At 52.2% G+C, this 15,391-nt stretch carries 17 protein-coding genes and 1 tRNA gene; 11 read left to right on the forward strand and 7 right to left on the reverse strand.

The features are described from left to right. Nucleotides 1–5 precede the first annotated feature (5 nt). From Q8M75_RS02220 to rph, 4 genes are read right to left on the reverse strand one after another with little or no spacing between them, the layout of a single operon-like run. Nucleotides 6–272: a hypothetical protein gene (locus Q8M75_RS02220; RefSeq protein ID WP_305485742.1), complete on the reverse strand. Its 267-nt coding sequence runs from the start codon at nt 270–272 to the stop codon at nt 6–8. Between the two features lie 13 nt (nt 273–285). Next, nucleotides 286–1,452: a radical SAM family heme chaperone HemW gene (gene hemW / locus Q8M75_RS02225; protein ID WP_305485744.1), complete on the reverse strand. Its 1,167-nt coding sequence runs from the start codon at nt 1,450–1,452 to the stop codon at nt 286–288. After that, nucleotides 1,449–2,033, reverse strand: coding sequence for an RdgB/HAM1 family non-canonical purine NTP pyrophosphatase (gene rdgB, locus Q8M75_RS02230; RefSeq protein ID WP_305485937.1), 585 nt, complete (start codon nt 2,031–2,033; stop codon nt 1,449–1,451). Before rdgB ends, hemW begins: the two co-directional genes overlap by 4 nt. A 40-nt stretch (nt 2,034–2,073) precedes the next feature. Then, a complete protein-coding gene (gene rph / locus Q8M75_RS02235; RefSeq protein ID WP_305485747.1) occupies nt 2,074–2,814 on the reverse strand; it encodes a ribonuclease PH in 741 nt (246 codons plus the stop codon). 47 nt (nt 2,815–2,861) lie between these two features. On the opposite strand from rph, the gene Q8M75_RS02240 reads away from it, so the two are divergent. From Q8M75_RS02240 to Q8M75_RS02255, 4 genes are read left to right on the forward strand one after another with little or no spacing between them, the layout of a single operon-like run. Continuing rightward, entirely contained in the window at nt 2,862–3,806 is a 945-nt protein-coding gene (locus Q8M75_RS02240) for a YicC/YloC family endoribonuclease (RefSeq protein ID WP_305485749.1), read from the forward strand. 4 nt (nt 3,807–3,810) lie between these two features. Beyond that, nucleotides 3,811–4,443, forward strand: coding sequence for a guanylate kinase (gene gmk, locus Q8M75_RS02245; protein ID WP_305485750.1), 633 nt, complete (start codon nt 3,811–3,813; stop codon nt 4,441–4,443). A 44-nt stretch (nt 4,444–4,487) separates the two neighbouring features. Then, nucleotides 4,488–4,691, forward strand: a complete 204-nt coding sequence (gene rpoZ, locus Q8M75_RS02250; RefSeq protein ID WP_108468810.1) for a DNA-directed RNA polymerase subunit omega — start codon at nt 4,488–4,490, stop codon at nt 4,689–4,691. Between the two features lie 14 nt (nt 4,692–4,705). Continuing rightward, entirely contained in the window at nt 4,706–7,096 is a 2,391-nt protein-coding gene (locus Q8M75_RS02255) for a bifunctional (p)ppGpp synthetase/guanosine-3',5'-bis(diphosphate) 3'-pyrophosphohydrolase (protein WP_371131729.1), read from the forward strand. On the opposite strand, the gene greB is transcribed toward Q8M75_RS02255, so the two are convergent. After that, nucleotides 7,093–7,593, reverse strand: coding sequence for a transcription elongation factor GreB (greB, locus tag Q8M75_RS02260; protein ID WP_305485752.1), 501 nt, complete (start codon nt 7,591–7,593; stop codon nt 7,093–7,095). The two genes, Q8M75_RS02255 and greB, sit on opposite strands and share 4 nt — an antisense overlap. 18 nt (nt 7,594–7,611) lie before the next feature. On the opposite strand from greB, the gene Q8M75_RS02265 reads away from it, so the two are divergent. Beyond that, nucleotides 7,612–7,688, forward strand: a tRNA-Arg gene (locus tag Q8M75_RS02265). A 34-nt stretch (nt 7,689–7,722) separates the two neighbouring features. Here the strand turns inward: Q8M75_RS02265 and Q8M75_RS02270 are convergent. Both Q8M75_RS02270 and Q8M75_RS02275 read right to left on the reverse strand, forming a co-directional pair. Further along, a complete protein-coding gene (locus Q8M75_RS02270) occupies nt 7,723–8,115 on the reverse strand; it encodes a type II toxin-antitoxin system HicB family antitoxin (protein WP_305485754.1) in 393 nt (130 codons plus the stop codon). A gap of 10 nt (nt 8,116–8,125) precedes the next feature. Then, nucleotides 8,126–8,308 carry a type II toxin-antitoxin system HicA family toxin gene (locus tag Q8M75_RS02275; protein ID WP_305485755.1) on the reverse strand — a complete coding sequence of 61 codons (183 nt, stop codon included), beginning with the start codon at nt 8,306–8,308 and terminating at the stop codon, nt 8,126–8,128. A 167-nt stretch (nt 8,309–8,475) separates the two neighbouring features. Between Q8M75_RS02275 and Q8M75_RS02280 the strand changes: the two genes are divergently transcribed. The 6 genes from Q8M75_RS02280 to Q8M75_RS02305 all read left to right on the forward strand — a co-directional run bounded on the left by Q8M75_RS02280 (nt 8,476) and on the right by Q8M75_RS02305 (nt 15,376). Beyond that, entirely contained in the window at nt 8,476–9,630 is a 1,155-nt protein-coding gene (locus tag Q8M75_RS02280; protein WP_305485756.1) for an ABC transporter permease, read from the forward strand. Continuing rightward, nucleotides 9,630–10,385: an ABC transporter ATP-binding protein gene (locus Q8M75_RS02285; RefSeq protein ID WP_305485757.1), complete on the forward strand. Its 756-nt coding sequence runs from the start codon at nt 9,630–9,632 to the stop codon at nt 10,383–10,385. The genes Q8M75_RS02280 and Q8M75_RS02285 overlap by 1 nt, the downstream gene beginning before the upstream one ends. After that, on the forward strand, nt 10,382–11,308 hold the full coding sequence (locus Q8M75_RS02290; RefSeq protein ID WP_305485759.1) for an MlaD family protein: 927 nt from the start codon (nt 10,382–10,384) through the stop codon (nt 11,306–11,308). The genes Q8M75_RS02285 and Q8M75_RS02290 overlap by 4 nt, the downstream gene beginning before the upstream one ends. Beyond that, nucleotides 11,305–11,988 (forward strand): membrane integrity-associated transporter subunit PqiC, encoded by a 684-nt coding sequence (locus Q8M75_RS02295; RefSeq protein ID WP_305485761.1) that lies wholly within the window; start codon nt 11,305–11,307, stop codon nt 11,986–11,988. The genes Q8M75_RS02290 and Q8M75_RS02295 overlap by 4 nt, the downstream gene beginning before the upstream one ends. A gap of 84 nt (nt 11,989–12,072) precedes the next feature. Beyond that, nucleotides 12,073–12,858: an SDR family oxidoreductase gene (locus tag Q8M75_RS02300; protein ID WP_305485763.1), complete on the forward strand. Its 786-nt coding sequence runs from the start codon at nt 12,073–12,075 to the stop codon at nt 12,856–12,858. Continuing rightward, complete coding sequence (locus Q8M75_RS02305) at nt 12,833–15,376, forward strand: ABC transporter permease (protein ID WP_305485765.1); 2,544 nt, start codon at nt 12,833–12,835, stop codon at nt 15,374–15,376. Before Q8M75_RS02300 ends, Q8M75_RS02305 begins: the two co-directional genes overlap by 26 nt. The last annotated feature ends 15 nt before the right edge of the window (nt 15,377–15,391 follow it).

Below are 15,391 nucleotides of genomic sequence, written 5' to 3' on the forward strand. Positions count from 1 at the left end.
ACTGCTTAGTCCCTACACATATACAGGTTTGTAATCGGAAAGCGGTCATTCACAGTAGTGCGCGATTCCACAAAGACAGCGCGGCGCTTGCCTTTTTTCTTGCACTCGGCTTCAGCCACCGCCTGTGTCTCACTCTCTTTGGCTGTTTTAATTGTATGTACTCCAACAAGCCCGTCTGATTGGGTGTATGCGCGCAGATCATAAGCCGAAGTGCCGCAGCCCGTAAGCAAACCTGCTAAGAGGCATATAAAAAAAGTATGTTGAGTACGCATCGATCTCTTCGCCTTATAAAAAAGTTGCTTGCAAGTCATTAAGGTAACGCAGGCCGAGTTCTGTTGGTTTTAATACAGCGGGGTTTTCATCGAGCAAGCCTTTTTTACTTGCCATTTCCAGTGCGGATGCGATTACCTGAAGTGGTAAACCGGTGCGCTCACTAAAGCTGGCCGTACTCACGCCTTGACTTAAACGCAGCGCATTGAGCATGAATTCAAACGGGAGGTCGCTGGGGGCTACGGTCTTGGATTCGATCAGCGCATCACCGCGCGTTTCCATCTGCTGCATATAGGTTTCAGGGTGGCGCTCACGTACTTGGCGGGTAATCTGATCGGGTAAGGAGATTTTGCCGTGGGCGCCGGCGCCAATACCAATGTAGTCACCAAAACGCCAGTAGTTGAGATTGTGTTTGCACTCCTGATGGGGTTTGCAATACGCAGAAACCTCATAGCGTTCATACCCAGCTGCATCCAGCATGGCTAAATTCTGTTCAAACATCGCATCGCTGATGTCATCGCTGGGTAGTGTGGGCGGGTGAGCAGCAAAGAGGGTGTTCGGTTCCAAGGTGAGGTGATACATCGATAAATGGCTGGTGCCAAACGACAGTGCTGTACTCAGGTCCGCCGCCGCATCAGTCAAACTCTGCTCTGGTAGGGCATACATTAAATCCAAGTTGACGGACTGAATGTAGCGCGCTGCAATTTCGATGGCGCGCTTGGCTTCATCGCCACTGTGAATCCGTCCTAAAGCCTTAAGGTGCTGATCATTAAAACTCTGAATGCCGAGTGACACGCGATTAATGCCGCAGTCGGCAAAGCCGGCTAATTTATCGGCTTCAACCGACCCCGGATTGGCCTCCATGGTGATTTCAGCATCGGCTTCCAGTGGTAGTAAGCCGCGCACTGCAGACAGTAATTGATTCATGCCCTTGGCTGAGAGCAAACTCGGTGTGCCTCCACCAATAAAAATAGTGTGGACCTTACGACCCCACACGCGCGGTAATTCGGTTTGCAAATCGAGTAGAAGAGCGTTGATGTAGCGCTGCTCATCAAAGCCTGTGGATTTGACTTGATGGGAATTGAAGTCGCAATAAGGGCATTTCTTTTCGCACCACGGAAAATGAATGTAGAGCGAGAGCGGCGGCAGGGCGCTTAACTGCACCCGATCAGGTGATTTCATGGGCTGAGAATAGCCAGCAATTGACGCAAGGCTTGGCCGCGATGGCTGATGGTATTTTTCTCAGCGGGATCCAATTCAGCAGCCGTTTTACCGAGTGCTGGAATAAAAAAATGCGGGTCATAACCAAAGCCGGCGCCGCCTCGCGGCACATCTATGAACTCCCCATGCCATTGCGTTTGCACAATCACGGGCTCTGGATCCAAGGCGTGCCGAATAAATACCAAAGCGCAGACATAATGGGCGCGGCGATCCGTAATGCCGCGTAGCTCAGCAATCACTTTTGCATTGTTGTTGGCATCGCTTGCTTCATCTCCCGCATAGCGCGCCGAGCGAACACCAGGCTTGCCACCCAAGGCAGCGATGCAGATGCCAGAGTCGTCGGCCAATGCCGGTAAACTACTTTCCTTGCTGGCATGCCGCGCTTTCGTTAGGGCATTTTCGACAAAGGTGAAGTAGGGCTCTTCAGCAGCGGCAATTCCTAAATCGCCCTGCGGAATGATGGCGATGCCCAGAGGCGCAAACAGGGCGCTAAATTCCCGTACCTTGCCAGCACTGTTGGAGGCTAAAACCAGTTGCTTCAAATCAGTCATGAATGGTGCATCACTAACGCGGTGTTTAGATTCATGCCTTGTTGGCATTCGCCTGCAATTTGCTCAGCTCATGAATACCGTGCTCGGCCAGATCCAGTAACTCGGCCAATTCTGCACGAGAAAAAGCAGGGCCTTCGGCAGTGCCTTGCAATTCAATCATGCCGCCGCTACCGGTCATCACGACATTCATATCGGTATCGCAGGTCGAGTCTTCGGCGTAATCCAAATCGAGTACGGGGGTACCTTGGTAAATGCCGACAGAAATAGCGGCCACACTATCGGTAATCGGATCTTTTGCAATCACGCCTTTTTCGAGCAAGGTATTAACAGCGTCTCGGGCAGCAACATAGGCACCCGTAATGGCTGCGGTACGCGTGCCCCCATCGGCTTGTAAGACATCGCAATCCAAGTGAATGGTGCGCTCGCCTAATAGGCTGAGATTAAATACGCTGCGCATGGCTCGGCCAATCAGGCGCTGGATTTCTTGGGTACGTCCACTTTGCTTGCCCCTAGCCGCCTCCCGATCGCTACGGGTGTGGGTGGAGCGCGGCAACATGCCGTACTCGGCGGTAACCCAACCTTCCCCAGAGCCTTTTTTGTGGGGCGGAACCCGCTCTAAGATACTGGCCGTGCAAAGTACTTTGGTATCGCCAAAGGCAATCAGTACCGACCCCTCGGCATGCTTAGTGAAGCCGCGGGTAATCGTGACGGGACGGAGTTGCTTTGGGCTGCGCTGGCTAGGCCGCTGAATTGGGGAGGAGGCTGTGCTCATGGTGAATTTGATCCTAATAAGGGGGAAAGGCAATTTACAATGTTCACATGATATCGAGCATGACGGGTTATGGCAGTGCATCCCGCCCCGTTTCCTTGGGCGCGGGGGTAGTTGCGGATTTGCAGGTCGAATGCCGGGCGGTCAATAGCCGCTTCTTGGATCTGGGTTTTCGCTTGCCGGACGAGTGCCGCGGCGCTGAACCCCTGCTGCGAGAGATGGCTACTCAGGCCTTGGCCCGCGGCAAAGTCGAGTTTCGGGCGGCATGGCGAATTAATGCCAGTAGCGCCGCTACAAGCCCATCTCGGGCGACAAGCACCCTTAATCACGAACGCCTGGCCGCCCTCAAGGCGCTCCAAAGCGAGGTGCTGAACACATTCCCACAAGCGGGTGACCTGCGAATGGCGGACATTTTGCGCTGGCCAGGGGTGGTAAACGAGCCTCGAGGTGAAGAGGAGGGCTGGATTGGGGCAACGGCTGAGGCTGCCAAGGCGGCTCTCAATGCCCTGATGGCCAGCCGAGCGGCGGAAGGCGCTGCATTGGTGGGGGTATTGCAGGCCATTGCCCAGCAAATGCAGGCCATTATTGCTAGCCTAGAGCCGCGCATCCCCGAATACGTTCAGCAATACCAAGACAAACTCAGCGCCCGTTTAGCGGAGGCCCTGACCGGCCAAAGTAGTCAACAAGGTAGCCTGAGTAGTGGGATTGTTCCTGCGGAGGTTTTGGACCGCATTCGGCAAGAAGTAGTGCTGTACGCTGTCAAGATTGATGTGGCGGAAGAATTTGCGCGCCTGAAGACCCATCTGCAGGCCGTAACGACTGCACTTAAAGGCAAGGGACCGGTTGGCAAGCGCTTAGATTTTTTGATGCAAGAACTCAACCGAGAAGCCAATACCCTGAGTTCGAAGTCGGTATCCGATGAATGCACTGCGGCAGCAGTAGAGCTCAAGCTCTTGATTGAACAGATGCGCGAGCAAGTGCAGAATTTAGAATAAGCCCATGACCTTAACTTCCCAAACCTATCAAGGCAGCATGCTGATGATTGTGGCGCCCTCCGGCGCTGGTAAATCATCCTTGGTGCAGGCCTTACTGCAGGCGGATGCCGGTCTAAAGCTGTCCTTATCGACAACGACGCGTCAGCCACGCAGTGGAGAGCGCGACGGTAAAGATTACCGTTTTGTCAGTAATGACGCCTTCAAGGCGCAGCGCGCTAGCGGTGACTTTTTAGAATGGGCAGAAGTCCATGGCCACTTTTATGGCACCTCACGCTCGTGGATCGAGCAGCAAATGCAAGCGGGCAATGACGTCATTTTAGAAATCGATTGGCAGGGCGCCCAGCAAATTCGGCAGCTCATTCCCTCGGCCCAGTGGATCTTTATTTTTCCGCCATCGATTGATGCCTTAGAGCAGCGCCTACGTAAGCGTGGCCAGGATGATGAGGCCACGATTCAGCGGCGCTTGGCTGCCGCCCACCTTGAGCTCCAGCATGCTCCGGAAGCCGATTTCATTGTGATCAATGATGTTTTTGAGCAGGCCTTACTTGATTTGCAGCACATCATCGCTACCAGTCGCCTACGATCCGGGCCGATGATGGCCCGCAACCCCGCTCTTTTAAGGCGCCTTGGGGTGTAATCAGTTATCCTATGGGTATTGATCCCCATTAAAGTGAGTAGCGCATGGCTCGTATTACCGTAGAAGATTGCCTTAAAACCATTCCAAACCGATTTGAGCTGGTGCTCGCTGCCACTTATCGTGCGCGCCAACTGGTTCAAGGTCACGCCCCACGGGTTGATGCCAAAGATAAAGCAACGGTAGTGGCTTTGCGCGAAGTTGCTGCTGGCGTCACTGACCGGGATATGTTGACCAAAGTTCCTCTTTAATCGAGAGGCCCGTTGTGGCGCAGCCGCTGACCACATCGGGATCCATTGGGACACGCTCGCCTAGCGAAGTCCTTAGTAACGCTAGTATTCATTCTTCTCAGACCTCAGAGCCAGGCCTCTTTGGTGCTTCCCTAGGCAGTTCCCTCAGCGGCTCAGCCGTTCTTGCATCGCTCTTGGCGCAATCCAGCCGGCATTTATTTGGCCCTACCTCACAGCCGATCGTACCGCCCAAGCAGCAAGTGGTATCCATCAGTGCCTTAACTGCAAAGCTCCATTACCTGAAGCCCGATGAGCTGGCCTTAGTCAAAAAAGCCTTTCAGTTTGCGGATTCAGCGCACTTAGGGCAATACCGTCAAAGCGGTGAACCGTACATTACCCACCCCGTTGCAGTGGCAGAGCTCTGCGCCAGTTGGCGTTTAGATGCGTCGTCGATTATGGCGGCACTCATGCACGATGTGATTGAAGATACAGGCTGTAGTCAGGATGATTTGGTGGCGCAGTTTGGTCCCAAAGTCGCTGAATTGGTGGAAGGCCTAACCAAACTCGATAAGCTGGAGTTTCAGAGTCATGCCGAAGCGCAGGCGGAGAGCTTTCGGAAGATGTTTATGGCGATGGCACGCGATGTGCGGGTGATTTTGGTGAAGCTCGCCGATCGCACCCACAACATGCAAACCTTGGACGCGGTTCCCATTGAAAAGCGCCGCCGGGTGGCTTCCGAGACCCTTGAGATTTATGCGCCGATTGCCCATCGTCTCGGCTTAAATGTGATTTACCGTGAGCTGCAGGATTTGAGTTTCCGCTACTCCATGCCGATGCGTTTTCGGGTTATTGAGGACGCAGTCAAACGCGCCCGCGGTAATCGCAAGGAGATGGTCGAGAAGATTTTGCAAGCCACGCGCATGAGCTTTGCCAAGGTTGGTATTGAAGTCGATCTGCAGGGCCGAGAAAAAACCCTGTTTTCGATTTACATGAAGATGCGCCACAAGCACGTGAGCTTTTCTCAAGTGCTCGATGTCTATGCTTTTCGTGTCACAGTCCACTCGATTGATGAGTGTTACCGTGCCTTAGGGGTCTTGCATGCCTTGTACAAACCGATGCCAGGTAAGTTTAAGGACTACATTTCGATTCCGAAACTCAACGGCTATCAATCCCTGCACACCACGTTGGTGGGTCCATCGGGCGTGCCAGTCGAGTTCCAGATTCGCACCAAAGATATGCATGCCGTAGCGGAGGCGGGGGTAGCAGCCCACTGGGCCTATAAAGAAGGCTCACCCGAAATGAGTGAAGTACAAAATCGCGCGCACCAGTGGTTGCAGTCCTTGATTGATATTCAAGACAGCAGCGGCGATTCGCAAGAATTCTTGGAGCACGTCAAGATCGATCTGTTCCCGGATGCGGTCTATGTATTTACCCCCAAGGGACAGATTCGGGCCTTGCCGCGGGGCGCGACGGCACTGGATTTTGCATACTCGGTGCACAGCGATATTGGCAATTCCTGCGTGGCGGTCAAAATTAACAATATGCAGCTGCCACTGCGCAGCGAACTAAAGAACGGCGATATTGTCGAGGTGGTTACTTCAACCAATAACCAGCCTAACCCCGGCTGGCTAGCGTTTGTGCGTACCGGCAAGGCGAGGGCGTCGATTCGCCATTCACTCAAGACCAAGCATTACGGCGAGTCCTTGCAATTGGGTGAGCGCTTATTAGCAAACGCCTTACGCCAACAAGGCGTGGATGCTGGACTTTTATCCGGCGCCATCTGGGAAAAGTTATTGCACTGGACTGGAGACAAGACCCGCGAAGAGGCTTGCGTCAATATTGCCTTGGGTCGCCGTTCCCACCAAGAGTTGGCGATTCGCTTGAAAATTCTGCTGGATGAAGAGGGCGGTGATGAGCAGATGCGTTTGGGTTCCGGTGACTGGGCAGTTCACCACGAGCCCCATTCACACCAAAAGCAGGCCATTTTGGTGGATGGGCGCGAAGGCATGTCTACCAGCTTTCAGAGCTGTTGCCATCCCATTCCAGGCGATGCCATTATTGGCTATTTGGGTAAGGGCGAAGGCCTGCAGATTCACGTCAACGACTGCCAGACCGCACTGCGCATGCTATCCAAAGACAGTGATAAGTGGGTTGAGGTCGAGTGGAGTAAAGACATTCACCGCGAGTTTGAGGTGAACTTAGCAGTCGATACCCACCAAGGGAAGGGTGTATTGGCTCGGGTCGCGAGCAGTATCACCTCAGCCGATTGCAACATCATGAATGTCTCGATGGAAGATCGCTACAAAGAGGATGCGGTCATTATTCGCTTTACCTTGCAAGTAGCCGATCGCTTGCATCTGTCTAAAGTGATGCGGAGTTTACGCAATAACCCCGACGTGATGCGCGTAGTACGGACCCGCGCTTAGCGGTATTGCACGTCTAAGATCTCAATCTCCGTTGGACCCGTGGGCGTTTGAATGCGCACACAATCCCCTATCCGGGCTTTAATCAAGGCCTTGGCAATCGGCGATACCCAACTGACGTGCCCCTGTTCTAAATCAACCTCATCAACACCCACAATCGTGATGTTTTCTTCTTTGGCGTGATTGGGGCCGCCAGTAGGGCAATAGGTCACCGTCGCTCCAAAAAAGACCTGATCGGCATCTTGTTCGCCGGATATTCGGGCGGCATTGTCGACTACCACGGCAAACTCCAGGCGCTTATTTAAAAACCGAATCCGCCGATCAATCTCCCGCAAGCGCTTTTTGCCATAGATATAGTCTCCATTTTCAGAGCGATCACCGTTCGAGGCCGCCCAGTGGACAATCTCAACGATTTTGGGGCGCTCCACGTCCAAAAGCGCTAAAAGTTCCGCTCTTAGACGCTCGTGACCAGCCGGCGTGATGTAGTTCTTTTCTTCCATGGCATAATTATGGCTGTTGCGGCTGTAGCTCAGCTGGATAGAGTACTTGGCTACGAACCAAGGGGTCGTGGGTTCAATTCCTGCCAGCCGCACCAACTATAAGGCCTCCCAATCGGGAGGCCTTACCTTTTAAGCACTGATTGCCATCTGCGCAATAAATCCAGAGCGATTTTCTCCTGCTGACTTTGCTTTTGCATCCAACCTTGCTAGCACTCGCTTTGGTAAGGAGATATTCACGCGCTCAATCTCATTGGATAAAAGTGCTGGATCAATTTCGGCAATGGCCCAAATCATTCCCTTAAATTCTTTTCTCTTCTGTAAGGTATTAATCGAGCTTGGTCTAGGTACGTCTTGATTGTTATCTAAGGCAGTTTCGATCCACAATTCAATCGCTTCTTTTGCATTGTCGATAGCCTCATCGATACCGCTATCAGAAGCTGAAAAGCAACCTGGCAGATCAGGCACTATCACACCCCACGCAGTGGTGTCGTTTCCCGGTTCAATTGCAATTGGATATTTCATGGACTTTCCCTTATTTAATTCCTGCTTGTTTTAGTAGCTTGTGAACTAAACCAACGCCGAGATCCTTTTTGGGGTGTGGCACCGTGATGTGACCGGTTTTGACGGGATGAGTAAAAACATGATGTGAACCTTTTGAGTTACGCATAATCCAACCATCCCTCTCTAACAACTTGAGGAGTTCTTTGCTATTCATTTGTGTATTATACACACTATAATACACACGATACACATAAGATAAAAGACAGCGGCAAGAACCTACTGATGAGGCCCATCTAGTATTCTTAACACTCATAAAGCATTGAATGCACTTATTTACTTAGTAATTGACCGTACATTCTTTGAACCCCCAATCAGCGCACCATGAACCAATCCCCATCCACCTTGCCCCCCTTTGACTGGAAGGTCATGGATGGTACGCATGCGCAATTAGTGTTGCAGGGCAAGATTGATGTCTATGCCTTGGGAGGCAATTGGACTACCGTTCGCCAAAATCAGGATGCCTGGCTGGGGCAGTCAACTAGCCAAAAGACGCTGAGTGTTGATGCATCCCAAGTGGAATACCTGGATGGCGCTGGTGTGGCATTTTTAATTGACCTGCATGCGCATCAAGAAAAGCATGGGGGAGTATTTACCTTGACCGGTTTGGACAAGCGCTATTTACCCTTGCTGCAGCAATTTGATCCCATCGGTAAGTTATACCCAGTTACAACACCCAAACCCAAAGATAACTTTGTAGTTGCGGTGGGCCGGACCAGTAGCGTCTTCTTGAACGACGTTGCTTCGATCATTACCTTTGCTGGTCATGTGACGGCTGATTTAGTGTGGGCCTTATTGCATCCCCGTCAAGTTCGCTGGGGCGACTTTGTGAATGCTGCTTTTCAGGCGGGCGTAGCTGCTTTGCCGATTGTTGGTTTGGTGGCCTTTCTGATTGGTGTGATTTTGTCGTTTCAGTCTGCCATTGGCATGCAAAAGTTTGGAGCCATTACCTTTGTGGGTCCGATTGTTGCTTTGGGGATCTTTCGAGAGCTTGGGCCATTGATTACTGCGATCTTGTTGGCAGGACGCTCGTCCGCAGCCTTCGCCGCTGAAATCGGTACCATGACGGTCAATAGTGAAGTCGACGCCTTAGTGACTGGCGGGCTTAGCCCAGTGCGCTTCTTGGTAGTGCCGCGGGTGCTTGCTGGGATCTTAGTGGCGCCGATCCTCACCTTGTATGCCGATATCGTCAGCGTCTTTGCTTCTTCGCTGACGATGATGGCCTATGGCGTACCTCTGGTTAATTTTTATGAGGGAGTACTCAATACCGTCGATCTGGAAGACGTGTTCTCCGGCCTAACCAAGTCGGTGCTATTCGGCATTGTGATTGCGGCGGTAGGTTGTATGCGTGGCATGCAAACCGGTACAGGCGCAGCTGCAGTCGGCATTTCAGCCACGCGCGCGGTGGTGAGTAGCATTGTCATGATTGTCTTGGTAGACGGTGTGTTTGCCTATATCTCTTATAAGACGGATTTCTGATGGCAGCGATCGACGTACGTAATCTCTCGGTTGGCTATGGGCAAAATGTCCTGCTGCAAAACCTCAATTTCTCGGTGAATGAAGGCGAGATCTTTGTGATCCTCGGCGGCTCGGGTTGCGGCAAGTCCAGCTTATTAAAAAACCTCTTTGGTCTATACGAACCCCTGGCGGGCAGCGTGCTGATTGAAGGCCTGGACATAACCGACGCCCATGGTGAAGATCGCCAAAAAATCATGACGCACTTTGGGGTGATGTATCAGCAGGGCGCCTTGTTTGGTTCGATGAATTTACTCGAAAACGTCACTCTATTTATGGAGGAGTACACCACCTTAGAGCGCGAGCAAATGAATTTACTGGCCCGTTGTAAGTTGGACCTAGTCGGTCTTTTGCCTTACGAGCAGTACATGCCAAGCGAAATTAGTGGCGGGATGCAAAAGCGCGCTGCGATTGCACGGGCGATGGCGCTGGATCCGAAGATTCTGTTTTTGGATGAGCCATCCGCGGGCCTAGACCCGATTACCTCGGCTGACCTCGATCGCACTATTTTGGATTTATCGCAAAACCTAGGGATTACTTTTGTTATCGTGTCACATGAGCTGGCCAGCATCTATTCCATTGCCAATCGGGTGATTATGTTGGACAAGGCAAGCAAAGGCATCATTGCAGAAGGCGATCCAAAAGTGTTACGGGATCAAAGTGCCGATCCACGGGTGCATCAATTCTTTAATCGCATTATGAGTAAGGAAGCGGCATGAGCAACTCCAACCCCAATTATTTTCGCCTTGGCTTGTTTGTATTGGCCGCTATAGGCGCGCTGATTGCCCTTATTCTGATTTTTGGATCAGGGCAAATTTTCCAAAAAACGTTTGAAGTCGAAACCTATATTAAGCAATCGGTTACCGGCCTGGATAATGGCGCGTCGGTTCGATTCCGGGGGGTCAAAGTAGGGCAGGTAATTTCCGTCGGCTTGACTGGCGAAATCTACGAAAAAAATGTTCCAATGGCGCAGCGTAAGGCATACGTCATCGTACGGATGCTGATTAATGGCAACCCGAAAGAATATTTTGGCGGCTCAGATAGTAATGTTGCTGCCAACCTAAGGGCTAGAGTTAAGACCATGGGTATTACTGGCGTCAATTACATTGAACTTGACTTTGAGGCGCCCAATTCAGATTACCCCACTCTCGCTTATACGTGGAAGCCAGAATACCCGGTCATTCCTTCGCTACCCAGCCCTGCAGATGAGATCTTTACGGGATTGCAAAAAGTAGTGAGTAATTTAAGCGCACTGAATTTAGTCGAAACCCAACAAAAATTTGATTCCCTGGTTACCAATCTCAATACCGTATTAGCTGGGAGCGGCAAAGGCAATCAAGGCATAGCCCAATCCGTCCAAGAATTAAACACACTGCTTGCTAAAATGAATAGCGTAACGAGTAATGCTGAGCTCGAGCTACTGACGCAAGAACTGGTTGCTAGCTCCGTAGTCTTGCGGCAAATGCTCAGTAGCATGCAGGGCGACACCGCAATCACCATTGAAAATCTTAAGCAAGCCAGCGAGCAGCTCAATGACTTAACCCGAATTGCTAGCCGCTCACCATCTTCTTTAATTTGGGGTGAGCCACCGGCTCGCATTCAACTGCCAGCCAATCCTGGCGCGACCGGAGTACAAAAATGAGCTTAGTCACCATCAATCCATTGCAGGGTAAAACCACTGTATTACTTCAGCGCATTGCCGGCTGGTCGTTGCTTACGGTGATTGCATTTACCTTGTTGGCCTGTGCGCCTACGCGTCCCCCCATTGATACAGCGAATTGGCTGGTAGCGCCCGAGCGTACTGGCGGGCCGCGCACGATGCAATCGCCGCTGTGGTTAAAGATGGGGTCATTCTCTGTAACTACACCATTTGATACCAAGTCCTTGGTTTACCGCTTGGGCGATCAGCAATATGAAAAAGACTTTTACAACGCCTATATTGCTTCGCCAAGCAGTATGTTCTCCAATGCAACGCGGCAGTGGCTTGATCAGTCGGGCATCTTTCGTATTACGGTAGGGCAGGGCACCAGCTTTTTCCCGTTCTATACACTGCAGGCAACCGTTGATGAACTCTATGGCGATTACCGCGGAAAACCAGAGGCAGTGGTGTCTGTGCAATTCTTTTTGACGGTAACCAACCCCAATCTACCCACCCCATTAATTACGGCCAAGCGCTATACGCAGCGCGTCGCATTGGCTAATAACCTGCCGCAAACCTTGGTATCGGGTCAGCAACGTGCACTTGCTGAGATCTTGCAGCAGTTGGAGGCCGACCTCTTTGCGGCATCCGCTAATTTACCCAAGCCCATCCTTCGCCGATAAGGTGCTTTAGCCGCCATCACATAGGCTAAGCACTTTTAGGCTACAGTGCTGGATATACATTGACATTGCGCTAAAGGAAAAATAATGGACTTAGGCATTAAAGGAAAAACAGCACTGGTTTTGGCGTCTAGCCGTGGGCTGGGTCAGGCGATGGCAGTAGCTCTAGCCCGTGAAGGTGTGAACGTTGCAGTGACAGGCCGTAATCCAGAAGGTTTAGCCCAATCCGTAGCCATGATTGAGGCGGCCGGTGGCAAGGCAATAGCGCTGAACTGGGATCTATCGGATCTGTCGGTCATCGACGCCCACATTTCTAAAGTAGAAGCCACTTTTGGGCCGATTGATATTTTGATCAACAACACGGGCGGTCCTGCGCCAACCCCGGCAGCAGGCCAAGACCCACTCTTATGGGCAAAGAGTTTCAATGACATGGTGTTGTCACTGATTGCCATTACGGATCGTGTATTACCCAGCATGCGCCAGCGTGGCTGGGGCCGCATTATTACCAGCACCACCTCGGGTGCGATTGCCCCGATTAAAAACTTGGCGATCTCCAATACACTTCGTGCATCCTTATTAGCCTGGTCTAAAACCTTAGCTGCTGAAGTGGCGGGCGAAGGCATTACCGTGAATGTCATCATGCCCGGCCGCGTGGCAACCGATCGCTTACGTCAACTCGATGAAGCACGTGCCAAGCGTGAGAATGTGCCATACGACGCCGTCGTGGCTGCGAGCATTAAGTTAATACCGTCAGGACGCTATGGCGATCCAAAAGAGTATGGCGATACTGCGGCATTCTTAGCGAGTGTCAATGCCTCGTACATTACTGGTTCTGTCATTCGCGTGGATGGCGGACAGATTCAGGGGATTTGAGCTACTTGTGATTGCGCGGGCATGGCGGTGGTTTCGGCGTGACTTACAGTCGACCGAATTGCTCTGGCTAGGGATTGCACTCAGCCTTTCGGTTGCAGCCCTTTCCAGTGTCGGCTTTTTAGCCGACCGCATGCAGCGGGCATTTGAGTTTGATGCGCGCCAACTGTTGGCATCCGACTTGTTGATTGCTGCTGACCAGCCCATTCCGGCGCGGTTTATAGAGGCAGCTAAAGACCGCACGCTATCGATTGCGCAAACGGTGGTCTTTCCGAGTATGGCAACGGTGGGTGAGCGGGGGAAGTTATCCTCACTCAAAGCCGTGAGTAGCGATTATCCCTTGCGCGGGGAGCTGCAAATTAGCCGCAGCACAAACCCGCAGGACAAAGAGAAAGTCAACAGCAGTCATGGCCCGGCGCCCGGCAATGCTTGGGTTGATCCCGCTTTGCTGGAAGTCTTGCAAGCCAAGATTGGCGATACCGTTTCATTAGGGCAGGCACGCCTGCGCATTGATGCTGTCTTGCTGCGCGAACTCGATCGCGGCGCTGCATTTATGAACTTTGCCCCGCGGGTCATGATCTCGCTAGACGACTTACCCAAGACCGAGTTGCTTGGCCTCGGGAGTCGCGTGACCTACCGTTTATTAATCGCCGGATCCAATGCCGCGGTTGCGGATTATCAAAACTGGGTCGTGAATGCGATCGAGTCAGATCAGCTACGCGGTATGCGCATTGAAACCCTCGAGACGGGTCAGCCGGTGATGCGCAAAACGCTCGATCGGGCCGAACGGTTTTTATCCTTGATTGCGCTGTTAACTGCGATGGTCTCTGCGGTAGCGATTGCCTTGGCGGCGCGCCGTTACGTGGTGCGGCAAGCGAATGTGTGTGCGGTCATGAAATGCCTTGGCGCCACCCAAGGGACGATTCTGCGTCAACAACTCAAGACGCTGGCCCTCTTGGGTTTATTGGCGGCGGCATTCGGGATTGCGGTCGGTTGGCTGATTCAGTATGGGCTGATGTGGTTCTTGGGTAATTTATTGATGGCTGATTTACCGCCGCCATCCCTGTGGCCTGTTCTGTGGAGCGCGCTGCTCTCCTGGTTTTTGTTGCTGGGTTTTGCGGGACCGCCTTTGCTGACCCTAGTGCAAGTCTCGCCGGTCCGTTTGGTTCGACGTGAGCTGAGCGGCGTGCCCGTTGCAGCGCGCTGGGTCGCTTTATTGGGGTTTCTGAGTTTTGCTATCTTACTGCTCTGGGCCGCCCGCGACTGGAAGTTAGCGAGTTGGGTTGGCTTGAGTTTTGGCGGTGCGGTTGCTGTGTTTGCATTGCTGTCCTGGATCGCCCTGAAACTGTTAGCGCGCTCTTCTGTGAGTGGGATGCTTAGCCAACTTGGATTTGCGGGGCGCTTTGCTTTGCGCTCACAAGCGCGCAGTCCCGCCTTTGCCGTGATGCAAATTACTGCATTGGCGATTGCCCTGATGGCGCTGCTCATCATCTTGCTCTTGCGACAGGATTTACTCAAAACCTGGCAAGGCAATGTGCCGGTCGATGCGCCCAATCGCTTTGTGATTAATATCCAGAGCGATCAACGCGATGCCTTAACGCAAGATCTCGCAACGGCAGGCCTGGGTAAGCCCGATTTATATCCCATGGTGCGCGGCCGTTTAGTCGAGATTAATAATCGGCCCGTGATGCCGAGCGATTACAGCAAAGACAATGCGCGCCGTTTAGTAGATCGCGAATTTAATTTGTCGTACACCATGGATTTGCCAAGCGGCAATCAAGTGGTAGCTGGTAGCTGGTTTACACAGGACAAACCGCAAATCTCCGTCGAGACTGGCATTGCTAAAACCCTGGGATTAAAACTGGGTGATCGATTGGCGTTTGAGATTGCTGGCGAGACTGTCAGTGCTGAAATTACCTCCTTACGCTCATTGGAGTGGGGCTCGATGCGCGTGAATTTCTTTGTGATCATGCCGCCAGTGCTCTTGCAAGACTTGCCGCAATCCTGGATTACCGCGTATTACCAGCCGCTCAATATAGAAGTATTGGATTTCCGCTTAACCCAACGTTATCCCAACATCACTGTAGTGGATGTGGCGAACTCCTTGCAACAAATTCAAGATGTCTTGAATCGCTTAGGCGCCGCCTTAGGCCTCTTGTTTACATTCACGATTGCCGCAGCCATCTTAGTGCTGTTTGCAGCAATCTCAGCAACACAAGATGAGCGCTTTCGGGATGCAGCGCTTCTCAAAGCAGTTGGGGCTTCAAGTCCTACGCTAGCTGCGATTGCCAGTGTTGAATTGGCGATTGTTGGCGGCCTAGCTGGCCTCTTAGGTGGCTTTGCTGCGGCGATGGCTGCCTGGGCATTGGGGCATTTTGTGCTTGAAATTGAATTCAATTCCTTTGCATCGTCGATTGCGATGGGCCTTGCTTTTGGATTAATCGCTTGCGCAATAGCTGGTTACCAATTTCAGCGAAAGATTCAGCGGGCTACCGCCATGGATTGTTTGCGCGAAGCGTGATCCTGCGTCCAAAGA

The sequence above is a fragment of the Polynucleobacter sp. genome (genome assembly GCF_030693775.1).
Classification (GTDB): Bacteria; Pseudomonadota; Gammaproteobacteria; order Burkholderiales; family Burkholderiaceae; genus Polynucleobacter.